This window comes from Actinomyces qiguomingii (assembly GCF_004102025.1).
In the GTDB taxonomy this organism is placed as follows: domain Bacteria; phylum Actinomycetota; class Actinomycetes; order Actinomycetales; family Actinomycetaceae; genus Actinomyces; species Actinomyces qiguomingii.
The window spans coordinates 1,323,228-1,344,020 of the sequence record NZ_CP025228.1 but is presented as its reverse complement, the minus strand read 5'-3'; the positions used below and the strand labels follow the sequence as shown (position 1 = coordinate 1,344,020).

General features: G+C 65.2%; 16 protein-coding genes and 2 pseudogenes. 6 read left to right on the top strand and 12 right to left on the bottom strand.

From position 1 onward, the window contains the following. Positions 1-5: 5 nt before the first annotated feature. Together CWT10_RS05530 and CWT10_RS17910 are read right to left on the bottom strand one after the other, a co-directional pair. Entirely contained in the window at positions 6-248 is a 243-nt protein-coding gene (locus CWT10_RS05530) for a hypothetical protein (protein ID WP_218937329.1), read from the bottom strand. An 85-nt stretch (positions 249-333) separates the two neighbouring features. Continuing rightward, positions 334-1,669 (bottom strand): annotated as a pseudogene (locus tag CWT10_RS17910) (IS3 family transposase). Positions 1,670-1,710: 41 nt separating this feature from the next. Between CWT10_RS17910 and CWT10_RS05520 the strand changes: the two are divergent. After that, positions 1,711-2,282, top strand: a pseudogene (locus CWT10_RS05520) (transposase family protein); the annotation flags it as partial. Here CWT10_RS05520 and CWT10_RS05515 read toward each other — a convergent pair. The 4 genes from CWT10_RS05515 to CWT10_RS05500 form a co-directional block, all read right to left on the bottom strand. Continuing rightward, positions 2,279-4,405 carry a DUF6541 family protein gene (locus CWT10_RS05515; protein ID WP_103063834.1) on the bottom strand — a complete coding sequence of 709 codons (2,127 nt, stop codon included), beginning with the start codon at positions 4,403-4,405 and terminating at the stop codon, positions 2,279-2,281. The pseudogene CWT10_RS05520 and the gene CWT10_RS05515 overlap by 4 nt on opposite strands. Positions 4,406-4,454: 49 nt before the next feature. Further along, a complete protein-coding gene (locus CWT10_RS05510) occupies positions 4,455-5,330 on the bottom strand; it encodes a glycosyltransferase (protein WP_233188273.1) in 876 nt (291 codons plus the stop codon). A gap of 245 nt (positions 5,331-5,575) precedes the next feature. Beyond that, entirely contained in the window at positions 5,576-6,859 is a 1,284-nt protein-coding gene (locus tag CWT10_RS05505) for a glycosyltransferase (RefSeq protein ID WP_103063836.1), read from the bottom strand. A gap of 91 nt (positions 6,860-6,950) precedes the next feature. Then, positions 6,951-8,258 carry an oligosaccharide flippase family protein gene (locus CWT10_RS05500; protein ID WP_103063837.1) on the bottom strand — a complete coding sequence of 436 codons (1,308 nt, stop codon included), beginning with the start codon at positions 8,256-8,258 and terminating at the stop codon, positions 6,951-6,953. 150 nt (positions 8,259-8,408) lie between these two features. Here CWT10_RS05500 and CWT10_RS05495 point away from each other — a divergent pair, with 150 nt between their 5' ends. Continuing rightward, positions 8,409-9,977, top strand: a complete 1,569-nt coding sequence (locus CWT10_RS05495) for an asparagine synthase-related protein (RefSeq protein ID WP_158247684.1) — start codon at positions 8,409-8,411, stop codon at positions 9,975-9,977. Between the two features lie 340 nt (positions 9,978-10,317). Continuing rightward, positions 10,318-11,493, top strand: coding sequence for a S1 family peptidase (locus CWT10_RS05490; protein WP_128683298.1), 1,176 nt, complete (start codon positions 10,318-10,320; stop codon positions 11,491-11,493). Between the two features lie 75 nt (positions 11,494-11,568). On the opposite strand, the gene CWT10_RS05485 is transcribed toward CWT10_RS05490, so the two are convergent. From CWT10_RS05485 to CWT10_RS05465, 5 genes are all read right to left on the bottom strand, one after another. Further along, positions 11,569-12,576 (bottom strand): glycosyltransferase family protein, encoded by a 1,008-nt coding sequence (locus tag CWT10_RS05485; protein ID WP_103063840.1) that lies wholly within the window; start codon positions 12,574-12,576, stop codon positions 11,569-11,571. A gap of 79 nt (positions 12,577-12,655) precedes the next feature. Next, a complete protein-coding gene (locus CWT10_RS05480) occupies positions 12,656-13,894 on the bottom strand; it encodes a glycosyltransferase family 4 protein (protein WP_103063841.1) in 1,239 nt (412 codons plus the stop codon). Beyond that, entirely contained in the window at positions 13,891-14,937 is a 1,047-nt protein-coding gene (locus CWT10_RS05475; protein ID WP_103063842.1) for a Gfo/Idh/MocA family protein, read from the bottom strand. Before CWT10_RS05475 ends, CWT10_RS05480 begins: the two co-directional genes overlap by 4 nt. 1 nt (position 14,938) lies before the next feature. Beyond that, on the bottom strand, positions 14,939-16,069 hold the full coding sequence (locus CWT10_RS05470) for a DegT/DnrJ/EryC1/StrS family aminotransferase (protein WP_103063843.1): 1,131 nt from the start codon (positions 16,067-16,069) through the stop codon (positions 14,939-14,941). After that, positions 16,069-16,773, bottom strand: a complete 705-nt coding sequence (locus CWT10_RS05465) for an acyltransferase (protein ID WP_103063844.1) — start codon at positions 16,771-16,773, stop codon at positions 16,069-16,071. Before CWT10_RS05465 ends, CWT10_RS05470 begins: the two co-directional genes overlap by 1 nt. A 102-nt stretch (positions 16,774-16,875) precedes the next feature. Between CWT10_RS05465 and CWT10_RS05460 the strand changes: the two genes are divergently transcribed. Together CWT10_RS05460 and CWT10_RS05455 are read left to right on the top strand one after the other, a co-directional pair. Further along, positions 16,876-17,592: a glycosyltransferase family 2 protein gene (locus CWT10_RS05460; RefSeq protein ID WP_103063845.1), complete on the top strand. Its 717-nt coding sequence runs from the start codon at positions 16,876-16,878 to the stop codon at positions 17,590-17,592. A gap of 21 nt (positions 17,593-17,613) precedes the next feature. Next, positions 17,614-17,964 carry a DUF2304 domain-containing protein gene (locus CWT10_RS05455; RefSeq protein WP_103063846.1) on the top strand — a complete coding sequence of 117 codons (351 nt, stop codon included), beginning with the start codon at positions 17,614-17,616 and terminating at the stop codon, positions 17,962-17,964. A gap of 49 nt (positions 17,965-18,013) precedes the next feature. Here CWT10_RS05455 and CWT10_RS05450 read toward each other — a convergent pair whose 3' ends face one another. Next, complete coding sequence (locus CWT10_RS05450) at positions 18,014-18,904, bottom strand: glycosyltransferase family 2 protein (protein ID WP_233188274.1); 891 nt, start codon at positions 18,902-18,904, stop codon at positions 18,014-18,016. Positions 18,905-19,051: 147 nt separating this feature from the next. Here CWT10_RS05450 and CWT10_RS05445 point away from each other — a divergent pair, with 147 nt between their 5' ends. Further along, positions 19,052-20,350, top strand: a complete 1,299-nt coding sequence (locus CWT10_RS05445; RefSeq protein WP_103063928.1) for an LCP family protein — start codon at positions 19,052-19,054, stop codon at positions 20,348-20,350. The last annotated feature ends 443 nt before the right edge of the window (positions 20,351-20,793 follow it).

Genomic DNA, 20,793 nt, shown 5'->3' with positions numbered 1-20,793 from the left:
CGACATCACGAGCCGACTTGCCAGACGAACCCGCACCCCGAGGCCGCAGGCGCGTCCAAGGCGCCTTGCCTGGCGACCTGCCGCAGCCTCACGATCGTGGAGCGGTCCACTCCGGCCTCGGTCGCAGCCGCCCCCACCGTGACCTCCTCTCGCATCAGCCTTACGTAGATCTCATACTTCTGCCAAGGCGACACCAACACCTTGGCCCGACGCCCCCAACCCCTCGTCGTGTCAGCATCACTGCTCATCGCCCACCCTCCTCAAGGTGTCACCAAGACCCTACCCATGCGGTCTGATCCTCAGCCCAAAACCGGACACGAACGCTGAAGCAAATCACTCGGCCTCTGCCTCGGGCTCGGGCTCGGCGATGGTGTCGGTGTCGTCTGGTGGGGTGTAGGCCTGCTCGTGCTCGATCGGAGCGTGCATGCCTGTGGCGCAGTGAGGCCGGGTGTTGCCCGACCAGTTGCGCCCACTGGGCGGTAGCGAACACGGGCATCGTCGATGCCCTGCCAGGGCCCGTGGTCGTCGAGGTAATGGCGGCCCAAGGATCAGTTCCGCCTTGTACAGCCAGTATCAGGGCCTCGGCCAGAGCGAAGCCGAAAGGAAGTCGCCCTCGGGTGCCCACCGAGGCCACAGCATCACAGTCGGAGGGGGCCTGCCCGTAGCGGATTGCCCGGTACTGGACCCCGCGGTCGGAGTGGTGAATCAGGCCCTTCAGATCCGCGCCCTCGCGCTGGCGCTGCCAGATACCCATCTTCAAGGCGCCCCTGGGCCAGGTCGGTGTACAAGCTCGTTGAGGTCTGCCAGCCGACGATCCGACGCGAGTACACGTCGGTGACAAAGGCCACATACACCCAGCCGGACAGGGTGCGCACGTAGGTGGGGGTACCTCCCACGTAGTGGGGGAATGTCAGCGACCCACAACTCGTTGGGCCTGAACGCGCTGAAGTGCCTGCCCGCCAGGTCCGCCGGGCACTGCTCCTTAGGAGCGCTGCGCGTGGTACGCGGTGATTTGGCGCGGCCGGTGGCCGTGCAGGCCCATGGCCCGCATCAGACGCTCCACCGTACAGCGGGCCACATGCCCCAAACCATGTGCAGCGTCAAGTCTATTGAGCATGGCGTGCATCTTCCTTGCGCCCAGTACGCAGTAGTTGTTCTCATGAACCCGCCCGGTTCTCGGCCTTCAGAGCCTCATCGCGTCTACTCCTTGCCGATGGGGGACGACTCCTGGCTGCGCAAGTAGGTGCTCGGGGCGATCTTGACACCGGCGCTGGTCAGCGCCTGACAGATCGGCACAGGCCCCGCATCTCCTCCCTGCGGGAGTCGATGTACTCACAGATCAGCGGGACGGGCGGCCTGGCTCCGCCGCGAAAAATGCCGACGCACTCCTCAAGATCGCGTTCGCCCGCCGCAGCTCACGGTTCTCGGCCTCCAGCTGCCTGATCCGCTCAGCATCCTGACTGGTGGTCCCCGGCCGGGCGCCCGCGTCGACCTCGGCCCCTCTATCACCCAGGTACGCAACGCCTCCGGATGGACGCCCAGCTCCTCGGCGATCCTCCTGATCGCCCCCTTAGACCGCTCGGGGTCCCTACGGGCCTCCACACCCCAACCTGGTAGCCCGCTCCCGCAACTCCTCGGGATACTTCCTCTGAGCACTCCCGGCAGTGATCCTTCCGTGTATTCACTGCCTCCATCAAACCCGGGACGATTCAGCGGGCCGCCACCAGCTGGGTACAGGCTGTCATGTTGCTTCGCTGGCTGATCCACGCAGCCGACGTGGCCGGCACCTTGATCCGCACCGACCGGGTCGCCGAGCGTGACCCCGACACCGGATACCACCTGTGGTACTCGGGCAAGCACAAGGCGCCTCACGCGGGAACATCCAAGTGCTTACCGACTCAACCGGCTATCCGGTGTGGACCTCGCCGGTCGAGCCCGGCTCGGTCCACGACATCAAGGCCGCCCGTACCCATATGCTGCCAGCCCTGCACCCGGTAGCCGCCGACGGGACGCCCACACTGGCGGACAAAGGCTACGTAGGCGCAGGCATCGGCATCAAGGTGCCCATCAAGGGCTCCAAACCCGACACCGGGACACGCTCCTACAACCAAGTCAAAGCCCACCTGCAAGCCCCCGCCGAAACAGCCAACGCCCTCCTCAAGGGCTTCAAAGCCCTCAAACCAGTCACCCTCGACCCATCCACCATCACCAAAATCACCGCCACCGCCCAAGTCATCCTCAGAACAACAACCTCCCCTGATGAGAAAGGCTCAATGATTTAAGGATCAAGAACCAGCACGCCCTTGTCGTCGAAAACGTTCACCTCGCCATCGGGACCGTAAACCGGCTCGTATGGGATCTTGAGGCCCCAGGGGTCACGCTCAGGAGCAGTGGACGCATCCAGGTCACCGCAGGCGGTGATACGCCATACTGATGCCGTGTCGCCTTCGGCCACCAGTTCGAAGCCGGTGGACGTGTCCACCCCGTAGAGTCCGGGAGCGCGCTCCGCAATATCCACCCCCGGGACCGTGCCCAAATCATCGGCGTAGTAGTAGCCCACTCGATAATGGCGTATGAGTTCGCAGACAGCGGGATCCTCGTGGATGTCTGCGAAATGCCGTGCCAGGTACTGAGCATCCCAATCCAGAGAGCGGAAGGTTATATGGGGGAATACCGAACGCAAACCTGCGAGAACTTCAACGTAGGCAGCACCGGCGGCTGGATCACCAAGAACCATCAGAGAAGCGTCGGTCCTGCCGCGCAACGACCGAGTCATCCGTACCTCGTCGGCGCTCAAGGTGCGCACCAAGGCGTTACTACCGGCCTCGTAAGAGCTCTCGCTCACGCTCCGACGCGCCGCATCAGCCCCGATGCCTCCCACCAGAAGAATCGTCGCACAGGCCGCGGCAGTAATTTCCGCGGCCGCCTGGCGGCGGACGGCAGACGCATGTAGGGCTACGGTACTCGCGAAAGTCTCGACAGCTACCACCGCCAGCAGGGAAATCGCCGGCATGACCAGAGGGATGATGCGGTATGGATCGTTGTACCAAAGCCCCGTGAGCGCAGTCAACGGACCGAGCGGTAGGTAGGCGGCAACCAGCAGTACCATTGGCAACAGCCATGCCCAGGCGATCCATCGCCACTCTCTGCGGCGCGCTGCGATTACCAACCCCGTGGCAGTCAACAGTAGCTGTAGTACAAGCGCTAGGCGATACCCCAGGTAGCCACTGCCCAACGGCCATAACGTGATCAGCGCCTGTAGACGCCGGGGCAGGTTGGAGACACCGGCGTACCCCTCACGACCAAGCCGCGCCATTACACCGGGCTCGAGTATCAACACCCCTATCACCAGCATAACCACAAACACGCCAAAGGCGAGCAGAAGCACCGTCCCCCGTCGTCTTCCAAGACGACGGGATATGAAACCGGTAGCTACCTCCATTATGCCATACAGGAGCGGAATACCGGTTAGCATGACCGAAAAGACGGCGGAAGGATACGTGGCAATCGCTCCGCCCAGGGCGATGACGAAAGCTAGAAGGGCGATGACGGCACGACGCCTTCCCGCCATGCCGGTGAGGCGGAGCATGCGCATTGCCCGACACAGCAACGCGAGCATGGCAGGAAGGACCGCATATCCCAAAGCGTTGGGCCACAGCTGCCGATAAGCGAGCATGTAGACCGGGAAGGCCGGAAGTAAAGCCACCGTCAGTGGCGCGATTACCGGAGCCCACCTAGAGGTGGGAAAGGCCTCCAAGGCGAGGGCGGCTATACCGAGCGCCCATATACCGGGAGTGATGGCGACCAACGCATTGGTCACTGCCACCACCTGCGTGGGACCGGCGACGGCGGCGACAATGGCATGCCAGACCAAGGGGTAGTACGCGGGAATCGCACGCAGGGAGAAAGACCAGGAGGCGCCGGTTAGCAGGGAGGCATCACCGGTCTGAGTAATGACCCAGGCAAGGTTGTAGTGGAACACCGAGTCTATCTGCTGAGCCGGCAGTTCCGGATCCCACTGGCTAAGTATGGGCACAGCAATAAGAACCCCTGTGGCGGTCGCCACTAGCAGCGCCATACTTGCCGTACCACGCCTTCGCCGAGAAAGCTCCTCCGGCAAAACCGCGGGGAGACCACCCAGGACTAGCCGCGCCGCCAACGAGACAACAAGCACGAACAGAACCAGACCTATCGCCAGGGTGATGATCGTGTAGCGCACTCCCATCCAGGAATATACCTGGCCGAGCAGGGCAATCCCGGCGAAGGTCACCGGCGGGGCTGCTGCTACCGGGAGCACGCCGCGATATCCCAGAGTGTGCAGCACCGCCCAGCCCGGCACAAACACCAACCCGATGAGGCCTAGGAGGTAGCCTGCATTGTGCAGCCACGGCAGAAGGACTGGCATGTATAACTCACTCTCGGGATAAGGCCAGGCGGATCTGTGACCGATCGGCTCAGGAAGGGTCCTTGAGACTATGTGGAGCCAAAGTTCTGGCCGCCTCGCGGGCCCGATCGGCCCAGGTGTTGACTCTGGCGGCTGCGCGTGCCGCCGCCGCGCGCTCCTCGATCTCGCGAGGCTCTTCCTGCAACCGCCTTAGCAGGGCAGCGATGGCCTCCCGTCGATAATCGACAACCCATCCAGCACCATTTGCCTCAATAATTCTGCCTGCTTCGGTGCCTCTCGTAGCGATCACCGGCCTACCATACGACAGGTACTCGAATAGCTTGACAGGGACTGCGATATCGCGATATTCGGAAGGCTTTACAGCCAGGACACCGACGTGCGCCCGACCATAGACCGAATCAAGCTCGGAGGAGGACAGATGATACGCATTTATTGCACCGTCATTTAAAGCAGGGGTGCATCTCAGTGCATCTCGCCACTGCGACTCGCGCACAACCAGATCTAACTGCACCCCCTGAACCATAGTAAGAGCACAAAAGAAGTCTCGAAGATCATAATGGGCACCTAACCCACCCACATACACCAACCGCAACCCACCCATATCGTCAGGTAATGCACGCACGTGCGCGGGATCACCGGCGGGCGGAAGCGCGGAGAAAGAATCCATACGACCCAGCCCTACCAAATTGGACATGGGCGACGAAGGCAAAAAGAAGTGCACCCGGTTGCGCCTATACCCCAGCAGATCGGCACACTGAAAACTATTTGCGACGCGAGTGTAGAACGTTGCCGACTCGTCCACGGAAACGCGCCAGTACGCATCGCGATAGAACACGCCTACAGGCACTGCGGCACGGCGCATGGCTCGCATGATGCGGTAGTCAAGCAGTGGAGCGATCCCGGTGCGCACACTGGTGGCCAACACGTTGGGCTGAGTGGAGTTTTCACTGTACAGGAAGGCTGGGCGATCACCTCCGGCGATTCGCGCGCGCAGAGCTGCGAAAGCCTCGCTTCGGCGTCGCACCGACCCAGAAAGGTCGAACACCCTGTAGCCGACCTGCGCAAACGCCTCCCTCATTCGCAGCGGACGCAGACGGGACGCTGAGGTCGGATTCGAGTCCAGCGGGTATGGGGCGTGGAAGACCATCCACGGTCCGGTCCTGTTCGCGCTCATGCCGCCGCCCCCTGCCGGAGTCCTTCGGCCAGCTCCACCAGCCGCCTCGCCATCCCGCGGTACTGTCGTTCGGCGTTGAACTCCTCATCCCAGGTGAGTACAGCCTGCTCGCACATGCGACGGAAATCATCCGGTGAGGCGTCAACTGCCTGGGCAATGGCGTCTGCTAGTTCCTCGCCTGTGGCCTGCGCAGGCGCCAGTACCCCGTTCACGCCGTCGTGGACGATCTCCTTAGTTCCCCCCACATCGGTTGCGACAACCGGTATTCCGGCTGCCATCGCCTCCATAACTGACACCGGCACCCCCTCTCCAGCCGACGAGTTGACGAGCACGGTATATCCCGCGGTCTCAAGCAGCGAACGAGTACGATCGTTGGGCAGGTAGCCGAGAAACTCGATCTTCGCCTTAGGTGCGACACGAGCCGCGTACTCCCGCATGGCCTCGAGCCTTTGCTCATCCCGCTCACCGATGTGCGTCCAGCGCACGCGCCTGCCCCGCTCGCTCAGCGCCCCCACGGCGTCGGCGAGTCGGTCAATGCGCTTATAAGGGGCCAGATGGGAACACGAAACGATGTGGATCGGCTCTCTCGTGCGTTCACCCCGGCCGCTGGCGGGCACGCCCAGGTGCCGGATATCAAGTCGGGCACCGCCTGCGGACAGATACGGGGTCAGGAATGACGCGGCGTATTGGGAGATCGGGTAAACCTCATCCAGCCCTTCGACGAGCCGACGGCGAGCCGGCAGATGGCCCTGAGGCTTGTAGGACTCATTGACGTCATAGGCATGTGCCCTAGACACGGCGGCAACCGGGGCGTCATGGGTCGCTCGCAGCATCTGCGCCATTGCGGCGCCGTAGTACAGCCAGTAGCCATAGGCGATCAGCGGGCGACCCACGAGTCGTTCGCGGTACAGGCGCGTACGCGTGAAGAGCTCGAAGCGGTGCAGTGCATCGACTGCGAAGTGCAGTTCGCGTACCGCGCAGACGGCGGACCGCCGTGTATTGCCGAGCTCTACCCTCCCGGGCCCCGCCACGAGCCGAGGCAGATACCACGGCACGCGCTGCTTCCACCCCCGAGCGTCCTCCAGCGGAAGCAGCACCGCGGAGACGTTCTCCGGCAGCAGGCGCGTCTTGGAGGCGCCCACGCCGACCCGCATCGGCACCACCCAGACCTCGGTGAAGCGCTCGGCTAGGTAATTGATCTCCTGTTCGAAGAACTCCTCACCTACATCGAAGGGGTAGTTGTCGGTGAAAACTACCAGAGGAACGGACGACTTCTTCACGCTGCTCCTTCCCCGTGTCGCGGGAACGTGAGGCTATAAGCGACTGTCGCATTCTCGCACAAGATGCGCGTTCGCAGCGGCAGGTCGATCATCAGGGGTCGTCCCGCCGCGCCGCGCCGCCAGCGGCGCGGTCGTACGTACGCGCGGTGAGCACAGCCATGCCCAGCATGCCCAGCAGCATCAGTGCCATGACCATCCCCAACACGAAGACGGTCTGCATAATCGGCAGTGGGCTTAACCACAGCCATGTCAGCGGTACGGCGCAGTAGGCCACGGCAAAGGCCAGCAGGCGGCTCTGCTGCTCGGTGACGACGAAGATGTTGGAGACCGGCGACGTCAGCACGTTCATGAACAGCCAGGGCGTCAGTGCCCGGGCGTAGTACCCAGCGTCGTCCCAAGTAGCCCCGAACAGGAAGGGGAACAGCCAGGGGGCCAGCACGTAAAGCAGGGCGAACGGGACGATCGCGGCCAGGAATGCCCGCCACAGCACTGACCGGACCATAGGCAGCATGGTTCCAGGCGGCGCATCCGACAGCTTCTTCAAGAACACCTGAGACACTGAGCCGGATATTAGGGCCACCGGCACCTGCATGATGTTCCAGGCCAGCTGAAACTGTCCGAGCGCGGCCACCGAAGCTGCCCCGATGATGAGGTTGATGCCGTTGTTCCGCACCGAGTCTACGAAGACATTCGGGCCGTTCAGCAGCGGCATCTTCCAGTAGCGGCGCATCATATCGCGCATGGCCGGCGCCTGTGGGTCCTGCGGGCCATGCAGTTCGGGCACGCGCCGTTCCAGCGAGATCAGGGTCAATAGCTGACCGGCGATCGTGCCGATGATGATCGCCGAGAGTCCGCCGTGCATCGCCACACCCACCAGCAGCTGGCAGCCGGCCACGGCAGTCGATTGGAACACCCGGTTGCGTGCGATGTCCCCGAAGCGTCCCTTTCGGGTGAGCCAATACTGCACGTTGGCGATCTGCGCAACAAGGAACACCGTGATGCCAGAGGCCATCAGCCACCACATGAGCTGCTCGGAATGGTGGTAACTGTCGCGCAGAAGTGTCGCACTACACATGCAGACGAGGGAGGTCAGCAGCGAGCTGACGACTATGCAGCGTCGGGACAAGCGCTCCAGAACCTTGGCGGAACGGTCGTCCTTGGGAAGCATGACGGTAAGGTCGAAGCGCAGGGCGGCGAAGGTGATGACGAAGCCGGTGATCGAACCGTAGATGCCGAACAGGCCCTTGTCCGTGTCAGAGTAGACCCGAGCTATAAAGATCTGCAGGAGGAAGGTGATGCCCTGAGCGGTTGCCGTCCCCGAAACCAGCGTCAGGATGGCTCCGAGAACCGGGCTCCCCGTTTTCAGATTCTCCCACCGGTCACGCAGCCGCTGTACCATACGGGTATTGAACCATGCGGTACACATCGCAGCGAACGCGCAGGCACCCGCCGCGCACACAGGCGGGGCCCGTCTCGCTGTACGACTATTTTTGCTAGGAGTTCCATGGAGGGCGTGCATCTCGATCTTGTCTCCGCCAGGTGGTCGCACGTGGCTTCTGCGGATGCATGGCTCTGGCGTCCGATCAGGAACCAGGACGCCGATGAGACGTGTGCGGCCAGGATCGTGGTCGCAGCCCCCGGGCAGCGACGCGGGCAGTGGACCGTTGTCACCCGGCAGGGCGACGATCTGCGCATCGATACCGACCACACCCGCTCCCACCACTTGTTGTTCGCGCGCGTGGGCGAGAAGTGGATCGTCAGCGACGATCCGGACCGTCTGCGTCAGCACGTCGGCCTATGGAGGCGTGACGACGAGGCGGCAGATGTGTTCCTCCACACCGGATTCGTCGTCGGCACCCGCACCCTGGTACGAGAGGTGCGCGCCACCCCGGCCGCATCAACGGTGCTCCTGCACCCAGACGGCACCTGGGAGAGTCGGCTGTGGGATTCCTATCGTTACAGCGACGATCCAATAACCTCTGAGGTCGACTACTCCGCTGCTTACGACGCGGCCATGGATCAGGCCGTGGGTCGCCTACTCGAATGCACGGGCGGTCGACAGCTGGTCTTGCCGCTGTCGGGAGGACTTGATTCGCGTCTGCTGGCCATCTGGCTCAAGCGACTGAAGGCGCCGCGTATCGCCGCCTTCACCTACAGCAAACCAGGTGCACGTGAGACCGGTATATCGCGCAGCGTCGCTGAGGCTCTGGGAATCGACTGGTTCTCCATTGATCTTGACCCGGTCAAAATGGCGCAGCGATGGGCGTCCGCCGAGGGCACTAGCTTCCAGGCCGCCACCTGGGGCATGACCTCCCTCCCCCACGTTCAGGACTGGTACGCCCTGACCACGATCCGCGAGCAATCCCTGATCGACGACGATGCCGTGCTACTCCCCGGATTCGCCGCCGTCCTGCGCCCAGGCTATGCGCTTCCCAGATGGTTAGGGGGAGCCCGCGACCTGCTGAGCTCCTCCCCCACCCGTACCGAGGTACTGACCGCAATCGCCCGCAACCACGCCACAGTCCAGGGCAGCTCCAATGCCTGGCGGCACCTACCGCTGTTGCGCGAGGAGATCCTGCGCAGCGAGAAGGAAACCCCACCGACCGGTGAGCGCGGTGTGCAGGGGCTGATGAGCTGGTTCAACGTCAGGGAGCGTCAGGCCAAGTACATCAACAACTCCACGAAGGCATACGAGTTCTTCGGCTATGACTGGGCACTTCCCATGCTCGACTCCGAGGTCTGGGACTGCTGGCTGCGCGGTTCGGAGCAGTTGACCGCGACCCGCGACTGGTATGCGCGGTACATCGCGCAGCACTACGCGAGCATAACCGGCCAGGAACAGGAGCTCTACCTGGCTGCGAGCATTCCCATGCCGGCGGCACCCAAGCGCGCACTGCAGGCCGCCATGCGCGCCACCGGAGGAGATCGTCTGCTCTCCCGCAGCCGTTCGGTGCGCACTATGCTCGACCACCCCATGGCATTCGAGGCCTTCTCGGCAAGCTTCACGCGCCTCCAACAGGCCCGTCTTTTCGCCGCAGGCAGCACCACACTGGGACTGTGGACCCGTCTGTTCCTGGACAACCAGTGGGGCGCCGAGCTAGTGCCACAGGAGAAGTGAACTGCGCCGACATCGACACTCCACACGCACCTAGCAACATGCATGCTAACTTCCAGCCTTGCTGGCCCCCAACGGAACAACCAGGCCAATCATGCGAGCGCACTCGCCAGCACGGCAGCCGATGAGGCCACAGCGAGCCGTCACACAATCGTGACCACGGGCGTCTATGCACCATGTTAACCTCTGGATCACATGAACCTGAAGATCGCACTCCCCGAAGCGATCTAGCTCACGCAGAGAGGACGACGCTGTGCGCCCCCGAAACCAAAGCATCGCGCAACGCCGGATATCTACAGCACTACTAGCCTTCTCCCTGTCATTGGGAGTTACAGCACCAGCCTTGGCACAACCGGACGTCAGCGGCGAAGACAGTTCACCATCCGAGGCCACGGTGGAGGACGCAGTGTTCGAAGCTCAGACCGACGACGCCACAGAGACCGAGATCATTGAAGACGCGGCATTCCAGGAACACGTGAACTCGGTCGTCGATCCTATCATTCTCAAACATGAGGAAATCTTCTCCGAAGCAGGTTTCGAGGGCTCGGACACAGCCTATGTGGTATTTGCCGAATCCATCCCGGAAGAGGACGCCTCAATCATCCGCAATATCCCGGGAGTAACGCTTCGCGAAGACGGCGTTTACACGGCGGACGAGGCGGACGATCTCATGGAACAAGTGTCAGAGGCCGTTGAAGCGGGCCTTCCGGAAGATACCTCATTCATGGTGCAGATCTCTCCAGTGGACGGAGAGGCCACTATCACCGCATCAGATGCCATTCAAGAAGGCACACAGTCAGAGGTCCGAAGGATCATAGCTGATTCGCTTTCCGCCGACGCCACCTCCGACCCTCAGAACACCACCGACTCTACTGACTCTTCAGACTCCGACCAGCAAGTGGTCTTTGCTGTCGACCAGTCCCTTGACGCCAACGATGAGGCAGTGAACGGCGGAGACAAACTGACTCACAAAAACACCACACGCCACGCCTGCACCGCCGCATTCCCGGCGCGATCCGGTAGACACGCTGGACTCTTGACCGCCGGACACTGTTCTAACGACCTTACCGTAGATCGCGGAAACCGGCTCTACCCGGCAACAAAAGAGAGGACCGGTTTGAGCGGTGACATGCAATGGCATCGCGCCCGGGAACGCGTCAACGGCAGATTCCGCTATAAGTGGGGAACATATCGCGCAGTCAAGTCTCACCCGGTTCTAAAGGTAGGAACCAGAGTTTGCCGTTTTGGGGCGACGTCTGGGAACGGCACAGGGTGCACGACCGTGAAGTACGTCTCCGCTTGCATTACCTACACGAATGTGGGAAAGTATTGCAAGCTCGCTATGACCGATGGCCACACCGGCTCTAAAGGTGGCGACAGTGGCGGCCCCTGGTTCTACGGGAACAGCGCATACGGCATCCATAGCGGGAGCGGGACAAGAGACGGAAAGTACAGGAACTGGTTCTACCCCTCTAGGGTCGCCCTAACTACATCCGGACTCACACCTATTTACGGATGACAACATTCTGCGGCACCAATCGCCCAGGCGGACGTAACCAACCGCCGAGGTTGCATGTTTGACTGTGCCGTCGGCTCATATCTGCCCGAGGTTGAGTTTCATGAACCTCTCCTGCAGGCGCTCCACGGCAAGAGCAGGTGAGTGATTGGCCGCGACCCACGCGCGGCCATCACTCACCCTCTTGCCGCCCAGACCCTGGCGTACTCCGTTCAAGGCGACTTCGACTAGCTGCTCATCATCAGCCAGCCCTCCCAGAACGGGCACGTCCCTGGTAGTGGGATGGGTGCCGTCGTACGAACGCGAGTCCAAAGCCATCACCGTAGTCGTACCCGTGGCGATCGCTTCGAGCTCGGAGATGCCCATGTATCCTGTCATCTGGCCAACGGCCAGCGTGCCGCTGCCGAGCCACCGCCCGTAATCGCGGTGACTCATTCGAGGGCGCAGCACCACCCCGAAGTCCCGCGCCACCACAGCCGCATTCTCCCCCCAGTCCAGGCCTTCGAGCTCGATTTCATAACCGTACTCGTCGCGCAGTGCGGCCAAGAGTTCGAGTTGGTTGGCGCCGCCTTTAGCGGCATCCCAACGCGAGGGAAACAAGATGCGCGGACGCTGACCTCCCCTCCCGGTGGCAACGGGGATCTCACGAACATCGACAATCACCGGTTGAAGAGTGGCCTCGGGCGCGAGATCCAGCACATGCTTGGCCAGGTCTGGGGTGGTGTAGTAGACATCCCGCGCTTCACGCACCGCCCGCTCAACCAGCGCTGTGTAGGCAGGCTCGTAGCGGCGCACACGAATATCGGTGCCGTGCAGATGCAGCACATACGGGCGGCGCAGCCAACGGGTGTGCGCTGTAACCGTCGCACCATGAACGTCAAGAAGATCGGCAAACAAGGCCCTGCGCGCCAGCCCCGCCTCCCAGGCTGCGCCGCGCAGGGCACGACGCAGGGCGCGGCTTCGCGGCGACCAGCGAGGATCAACCCGCGCAGTGTCGTACAGACTCCAGTCAAGACCGGAGCTGCGCGCCTGGCGCACCAGGGCACTGCCTATACGAGCGACATCGTTGACATGCAGGACCTTCACCAAGTCATTCTCACATGCTGCGGCACGCCCACGGGAACTGACCAGCGCAACCCCTCTACACGGAGCGCGAACTCACGGGTCATTCCGCCAGGAGTACGTCGGCCGCATCGCGCAGGGCGGCCTGCATGGAGCGGTTCCGCATGACCCATTCCCGACGGCGATCCGCCGCCTCGGCCCGCTGCGCCTCACCCGCCCTGGACGCCTCCAGGGCGGCGCGCATGGCGGAGGCCACCTGCTCGACGTCGTAGTCGCTGGCCCACCCCAGGGCGTTGGCGGGCAGGTCGGTACGCGCCGGCCCGGGTCCGGCGTAGACCACCGGTGTGCCGCAGGCCAGGGCCGCGAAGATCTTGGTCGGGTAGGCGAAGTCGTAGCCGAGGCCGGGACGGATGGATACCACCGAGGCCACCGCCCCACGCTGCCAGGTGGCCGCCTCCGCTGCAGGAACCAGGTCGTGGAACTCCACGCGCGCATCCCCGCTCGCCAGGTCCTTCAGTGCCTGCCAGTCGGAGCCCTGCCCCAGGAACACCAGCCGCGCCTCAGGCTCCTGCTGGTGCACCAGGCGCAGCGCCTCAATGAATACGCCCGCCCCCTGCCACTCCGAGGCGGTGCCGGCGTACAGGAAGTACGGGACCTGTGGCGCCTCGGTGGCACGCGGGCCGACGGGGGTGAACACGTCGGTGTCGATGCCATTGGGCACCACCGTCACCGCCCTGGCACCCAGCTCCCCCACCCGCTCGGCGACGCCGTCGTTGACTGCCAGCACGGCGCCAGCGCCACGCAGCACCAGGCCCTCCACCGCGCGCAGGGCGCCAACCACCCAGCCGGGGGCGCCCGTGGAGGCGGCGGCGTCGGACCACACGTCGGCGGCGTAGTAGGCGTAAGGCGCGCCGCGCAGGGCGGCGGCCACGCGCACCACCGCCCCGGTGGTGGGCGGCGGCTCAGCGACGATCAGGTCCGGCGCGGGCCCGGCCAGCAGCCGGGCAGCGAGCGGAATATCGAAGCTGAGGTACTGGGCGTAGCCGCGGATATAACCGCTCTCGTCCCGCAGCGCCGGGGCGGAGCGCACGGTCACGCCAGGGTCGGCGGGGGCCCTCATACCCGGCGGCGTCGAGGTGATCACCGTGACCTCGGCGCCGGCGTCGGCCAGGGCACATGCCAGTCCGCGCAGCCTCAGCGCGGCGGCGGCGGGCTCGGGAGCATACAGACGGGTAGCCAGCACCACCCGGGGGCCAGCGCCGCGCCGCCGGATGCGCAGGACGGCCGCCGCCAGCGCCGCACCGGCCCCGGCGGCGGCCAAAGCAAGAATGCGGCGACTCACAGCTGTACGGCGCGGCCCTCGGCCGCGGAGGTCAGCACCGCCTCCACCACCCGCAGCGTGCTGACGCCCTCGGCCATGGTGACATGCTCGCTGCTCACCCCGCGCACGGCGTCGCGGAAGCGCTCCTGCTCCAGGGCCAGCGGTTCGCGCTTGGGGATGGCGTAGCGGATCACGTCGCCCTCGGTAACGCCGCGGAAGTTGGCAACCTGGTCCCAGCCGGAGGTGACGGTGCCGTTGGCGTAGAAGGTCAGGTCCCCGGTGAGCGTGTCCGCTACGAAGGCGCCCTTCTCCCCAGTGACGATGGTGACGCGCTCCTTGAAGGGGGTCAGCCAGTTGACCACGTGGGACACGATCACGCCGCTCTCGAGCAGACCGGAGGCAACCACCATGTCCTCGTTCTCCCGGCCGGAGCGGTGAGCCACTTGCGCGCTGATGGACACATAGGGCGAGCCGGCCACCCAGGCGGTCAGGTCGATGTCGTGGGTGGCCAGGTCCTTGACCACGCCGACGTCGCTGATACGCGCCGGGAAGGGCCCCTGGCGGCGGGTGAGGACCTGGTAGACCTGGCCCAGCTCACCGGCGTCGAGCCGTTCCCGCAGCGCCCGCAGGGCCGGGTTGCAGCGCTCCACGTAGCCGACAGCCCCCACCAGGCCAGCCGCGGAGAAGGCATCACGCACGCGTTCACCCGCCTCAACGGAATGGGCAATGGGCTTTTCCACCATGGTGGGCACGCCCGCCTCGGCCAGCGCCAGTGCCACCTGCTCGTGGTAGACGGTGGGGACGGCAACCATGGCGGCGTCCAGGCCGGCGTCGATCAGGGCGTGCACATCCGGCAGCACCGGTAGGTCCCCGGCAACGCCGAAGCGGTCACCGCCCGGGTCCGCGACCGCGACCAGGTCCACGCCCTCGGTGGCGCGGATGACGCGGGCGTGGTGGCGGCCCATGGAGCCCAGGCCGATCAGGCCCAGGCGCAGCGGGGAGGCGGCGGCGCCCTTGTCCGGGAGGGCGTGCAGTGCAGCGCCGGTGGTTGCGTTCTCGCTCATATCAGGCACCCGCCTTCACGACCGCGGACACGGCCTGCACAATGCGGTCCAGGTCTGCCTGCGACAGTGACGGGTGCACCGGCAGGGACAGGCACTCACGCGCGGCCAGCTCAGTGTTCGGCAGCTCCAGGCCGGGGGCGTAGGGGGCCAGGGACTCCAGGCGGTGGTTGGGAATCGGGTAGTACACCCCGGTACCGACCTGCCACTCCTCGCGCAGGGCGCTCTGGGCGGCGTCGCGCTCGGCCGCCGCGGCCCCCTCCAGGCGGATCGTGTACTGGTGGTAGACGTGCCGGTAGCCGTCCGGGACTTGCGGGGTGAGCACGCCGGGGACGTCAGCCAGTCCGGCGTCCAGGGTGGCGGCATTGGCGCGGCGGGCCTCGGTCCAGCCCTCCAGCTTCTTCAGCTGCACGCGGCCGACGGCGGCGGCTACATCCGTCATGCGGTTGTTCAGCCCCACCAGTTCGTTGGCGTACTGCTTCTCCATGCCCTGGTTGCGCAGCAGGCGCACCCGACGTGCCAGCTCGGCATCGGAGGTGGAGACCATGCCGCCCTCCAGGGTGGTCATGTTCTTGGTCGGGTAGAAGGAGAACGAGCCCCACGCCCCGAAGGTGCCCACGGGCTTACCGTTGATGGCGGCCCCGTGCGCCTGCGCGCAGTCCTCGAAGACTGCCAAGTTGTGGCGTGCGGCGATCTCTACAATGGCGTCCATATTCGCTGGCAGGCCGTACAGATGCACCACCTCAATGGCGACAGTGTTATCGGTGATGGCCGCCTCCACCGACTCCGGGTCCAGGGTGAAGGCGACCGGATCAATGTCGGCGAATACGGGCTTAGCTCCGGCGATCGCCACAGAGTTGCCGGTGGCCGCGAAGGTGAAGGAAGGGACGATCACCTCCGGGACGGCGCCATCGGCCTTGAGATCGCAGGCCAGCGTGGCCAGGTGCTGGGCGGATGTGCCGGAGTTGACGGCTACGCATTGTGCGCCGGCGACGACCTGCTCCGAGAACTCCTCCTCGAAGGCTGCGACCTGCGGCCCTTGCACCACCATGCCGGAAGCGATGACGGCGTCTACGGCGGCGCGCTCATCGTCCCCGATGATCGGCTTGGCGGCGGGAATGAACTCGCGTGGCATCAGTGGGTGACCTCCCGGATCGTGTTTTCAGAACTGTTGGCGGCAAGTGTTTCTTCATACAGGGCGCCGGTTGCGGGGCAGCGCCACAGGCGCGTTCCCGCGGCCGGGGGCGGCACGGCGGCATCCTGGGCGCGAGAGGCGTGATCGGCGGTGGACACGCCCACAGCATCGTCTTGGGCAGGAACGAGCGGCCGGCCGGCGCGTCCCACCCAGCCGATGCGTCGGGCAGGGACCCCGGCCACCAGAGCGTGCGCCGGCACGTCCTTGGTGACCACAGCGCCGGCGGCCACGGTGGCCCAGGCGCCGATACGTGCTGGGGCCACGCATACGGCGCGCGCCCCGATGGAGGCTCCGTCCTCCACGGTGACCCCGACCGGCTCCCAGTCGGAAGCTGATTTCAAAGTGCCATCAGGATTGACGGCGCGGGGAAAGTGGTCGTTGGTGAAGGTGACCGCCGGGCCGACGAACACGCCGTCGCCCAGGCGGGCGGGCTCATAGATCAGGGCATAGTTCTGCACCTTGCAGTTGCGGCCCATGCGCACGCCCTCGCCGATGTACGCGCCACGGCCCACGATGCAGTCCTCGCCGAGCACCGCGTGCTCGCGCACCTGGGCCAGGTGCCAGATGGATGAACCGTCACCGATACTCGCCTCGGGCGAGACGTCGGCGGAAGGGGCGATCCGGGCGGGACTGGCCGGACTCATGGCGGCTCCTCACTGACCTGGGGGCGGTTGCGATCAGCACCAACCCTATCGGGAGGGCGCTGCGGCGCCATCCTAAGCCCAATCGTGTGCGAGAATGCGCCGGTGACCCCCTCTGACGGCCCCCAGTCGCCATCGCCCGCTCCAGACGGCCCAGTAACCGACGCCTGGCTGGTCATTCCGCTGTACAACGAGGCACCGGTGGTCCGTGACGTCATTGCGCAGGCCCGGCGTGTCTTCCCCCTCGTGGTGGCGGTCGACGACGGTTCGGTGGACGAATCGGCAGCGCAGGCGCGGGCGGGCGGAGCCGTCGTCGTGCGCCATCCGCTTAACCTGGGCCAGGGGGCGGCGCTGCAGACCGGCATCAGTTACGTGCTGGAACGCACCGACGCGCCTTATCTGGTCACCTTCGACGCCGATGGCCAGCACTCGGTGCTTGATGCCGCCGCCATGGTGCGTGCAGCTCGGGATGAGGACCTGGCCTTCGTACTGGGCTCGCGGTTCCTCCAAGGCCCCTCCCCCGTCGGTTGGCTCAAACGGCTGGTGCTGAGAACCGCGGCGGCGGCGGCCTCGCACACCACCGGCATGCGCCTTACCGACGCTCACAACGGCCTGCGAGTCATCCGCCGTGACGCGGCCGCACAGCTCGACCTGCGGCAGAACCGGATGGCGCACGCCTCCGAGATCATCCGCCAGCTCGCCGCCACGCAGCTCCCGTGGCGGGAGTTCCCCGTGCACATCGCCTACACCGACTACTCCAGGGGTAAGGGGCAGTCACTGTGGAACTCGATCAACATCCTGGTCGACCTACTGTTCTCGTAAGCTCCAGTCATACTTGATGTCATGAGTTCGCAGATCATCATCCAGGTCCTTCTCATCGCCGCGGTCGCCGTCGTAGGTTGGACGATGCTGCGATCCCCGGGTGGCGCGCGTCATCAGGCGGGTCGTCGACTTCTCACACTGGCCTTCGTCGTTTTCGCCGTTGCCGCAATCGTGGCGCCCTCCCTGCTGACCCGACTGGCCCACCTGGTGGGGGTCGGCCGCGGCACGGACCTGCTGCTGTACGCGCTGGTGGTGGCGTTCCTGTTCCAGATCCTGTCCTCATTCCGGCGCAATGCCGCCCGCGAGCGACAGATTACCCGCCTGGCACGGCGCGTGGCCTTGGATGACGCCCCGTCACCGCCCTCGCCATGAGATCCGCACGGCGCGCATCGGCCGACGCCGGCCGACCTCCCGGCTAGGCTCAGCCCCGGCGAGCGGCACGCACTGCGATCTCCTCACGGGCCCGCAGCCCCGCCGAGACCGCCCAGCGCACGGGCGCCTGCCACAGGGCCGGATGACTTGCACTGACGTACCGTCGCGCGGAGGCGTGGTGAGCTCGAATCATGCGCTCGGGTCGAGACTTCCAGCTGGCACCCTGCGCATGGACGACGACGGCATCGGGCACCTGCAGGTTGAGCCAGCCGGCCCGCCCCACGCGCGCACCCAGGTCCACGTCCTCGAAGAACATGAAGTAGTCCTCGTCGAAACCGCCCAGGCGCTTCCAAGCGGCGGCAGGCAGCAGCAGGCAGGCGCCGGACAGCCAGCCAACGGGGTGAGTGACGTTCTCATTGCTTCCGTGGTAGGCGGCTGAGAAGGGGTTGGAGGGCCACACCCGCCCGAGCACTGCGTGTCCGGCTCCGCCGACCAGAGATGGCAGGGCGCGTCCAGACGGATACACGCTGCCGTCCGGATTCAGCAGTCGCGGCCCCAGGCAGCCGGCGCGGGGCTCGGTGCGGCCCGCCTCGATCAGCGTATCCAGGCTCCCCGGGCGCCACACAATGTCCGGATTGGCGACTACCAGCCAGTCCTCGGTCAAGTCGCGGGCGGCGAGGTTGGCACCTGCCCCATAGCCGCGGTTGTTGCCGTCGCCGACCACGCGCGCCCCGTAACGCTGCGCCGCTCGCTCGACCCGCTCGTGCTCGGTGCCGTTGTCCGCAATCACGACTACCGGCTCCCGCACGGTGGCGGTGCGCAGAGAGTCAAGAAAACGCTCGAGTTCTTCGCCGGGGTTGTATGCGACCGTGACGACACGCACTGTTCCCGGCGGCGTACCGGCAAGGGCGCTGGACGGGGTGGGCGCTGTATCAGTCACGCGTGGGAGACTACACGTGCTCACCGCACCGGGTCTGCGCGCGTCTGGAGACGGCATGACGTAAGGTGGTGAGCCAACAACTGTCTGAAATTCCTCCTTGCGAAGGATGAAGGATCACAGCTTCTCACAGACGGGTTCTTTATGATGATGGCCGTGTCATCCCACGCCAAAGCCAAATCGCATGCGCGGCACTCCTCCAAAGACCTGACGCGGCGCGCCGCGCGCAGGTCCATGCTGGCGGGCTTCGCCGTCGTGCTGTTCCTCGTCTCCGGCGTCGGCATCGCCTGGTATGACCTTCAGTCGCAGGTGAACACGATAGACATCAATAAATTCCTTGACGATGAGCACGCTCGCCAGGTGACGGACAGCTACGAGGGCAAGCCCGTCAACATCCTCATCCTGGGGACCGACTCCCGCGCGGGCGCCAATAACGTCGACGGCTCCGAGGGCAGCGAGGAGGTGGCGGTGGCACGCTCGGACACCGCCATGGTCCTCCACCTCCCAGCGGACCGCTCCCGCATCGAAATCATCTCAATCCCGCGCGACCTGCTGGTGGACATCCCCTCCTGCAAAACCGCCGACGGCGGCTCCACCGAGGCCATGTCCTACACGCCCTTCAATGCGGCCTTCGCCAACGGGGCCGGATCCCGGGCCGACAATACGGCGGTGGCGGCAGGCGTGGCCTGCACCATCGCCACGGTCCAGGACCTCACGGGCCTGTACATGGACGAGTACCTGGTGGTGGACTTCAACGGACTGACCACCACGGTGGACGCGCTCGGCGGCGTCAACCTCTATGTGGACGAGGACATCAACGACACCGAGTACACCGGGCTGGTCATGAGCAAGGGCTGCCAGCACCTGGACGGTCCCACCGCCCTGCAGTACGCGCGCGTGCGCCACGGCGTGGGCGACGGCTCGGACCTCCAACGCATGCCCCGGCAGCAGAACCTGGTGGCTGCCATGCTGCGGACTGCCAAGTCGAAGAACTATCTGACCAACGCCGACGCCCTGTACAGCTTCGCCCTCGCCGCCCTGAAGTCACTGACGACATCCGAAGGAATCGGTAACCTGACCACACTGGCCGGACTGGTCATGTCGATCGGCAACGTCGGCGCAGATAATATGACCCTAATCACCATGCCCAATGAGGAGGCCCCCTGGGACCGTAATCGGGCAATCCCCACGGACGAGTCAGATGACGTATGGGCGGCGATCAAGGCGGACACTCCCATTTCCGAGGCCCTGCAGGATGCGGCCGCCCAGGAGGACGCCGACTCGACGTCGAGCGCACCCGATTCTCAGGATGACACGGATGAGCCGCAGGAGCAGCCGACGCAGTCAGACAGTGATGACTCCGCCACCGACAATCAGTCCGGCACCTCGAATAACAAAACCCCGACCGCCACTGCGACCACACAGGACCCTGCCGCCCAGTGCCGTTGAGGCAAGTGACAGACGCGTCGACCGTACACAGGGATAGGAGGCCAGGCACCGGTGAGTTCCGCGAACGATCGTGATCTTCCCCCGTCATACAACCCCGGAAACAGCGCGCCCGATCGCGGCGTCGGCGCCCGGAGCGGCGCTGTGCCGCGTCATCCGGTGGCGCCCCGACGTGCCTCGACGTCGAATGCCGACTCCGGCCGTAATACTCCCGCGGCCTCCCCCGCCGGCGGCGCGTCCACCGGAGTTAAGGGCACCGGCTCCAGAAGCCGAGCCCGCACCGGCTCCTCTGCGGTGCCGCTGACCTCTGGGTCTCCACGCCCTAGGCACAGCCCCGACGCCACCCGGGTTATGCGTTCCGGTTCCGCCCCCTCGGTGCGAAGCCGCAACGTGTCACGTCCGCATACGGCCGCGCGCTCATCGCGCTACACCCCTTCTCCGTCGCT

Coding starts and splice junctions, on each gene's coding strand:
- CWT10_RS05515 (WP_103063834.1), bottom strand. CDS start 4,405: ATGCCAGTCCTTCTGCCGTGGCTGCACAATGCAGGCTACCTCCTAGGC.
- CWT10_RS05465 (WP_103063844.1), bottom strand. CDS start 16,773: ATGAGTCCGGCCAGTCCCGCCCGGATCGCCCCTTCCGCCGACGTCTCG.
- CWT10_RS05445 (WP_103063928.1), top strand. CDS start 19,052: ATGGCCGTGTCATCCCACGCCAAAGCCAAATCGCATGCGCGGCACTCC.
- CWT10_RS05530 (WP_218937329.1), bottom strand. CDS start 248: ATGAGCAGTGATGCTGACACGACGAGGGGTTGGGGGCGTCGGGCCAAG.
- CWT10_RS05470 (WP_103063843.1), bottom strand. CDS start 16,069: ATGCCACGCGAGTTCATTCCCGCCGCCAAGCCGATCATCGGGGACGAT.
- CWT10_RS05455 (WP_103063846.1), top strand. CDS start 17,614: ATGAGTTCGCAGATCATCATCCAGGTCCTTCTCATCGCCGCGGTCGCC.
- CWT10_RS05475 (WP_103063842.1), bottom strand. CDS start 14,937: ATGAGCGAGAACGCAACCACCGGCGCTGCACTGCACGCCCTCCCGGAC.
- CWT10_RS05500 (WP_103063837.1), bottom strand. CDS start 8,258: ATGGTACAGCGGCTGCGTGACCGGTGGGAGAATCTGAAAACGGGGAGC.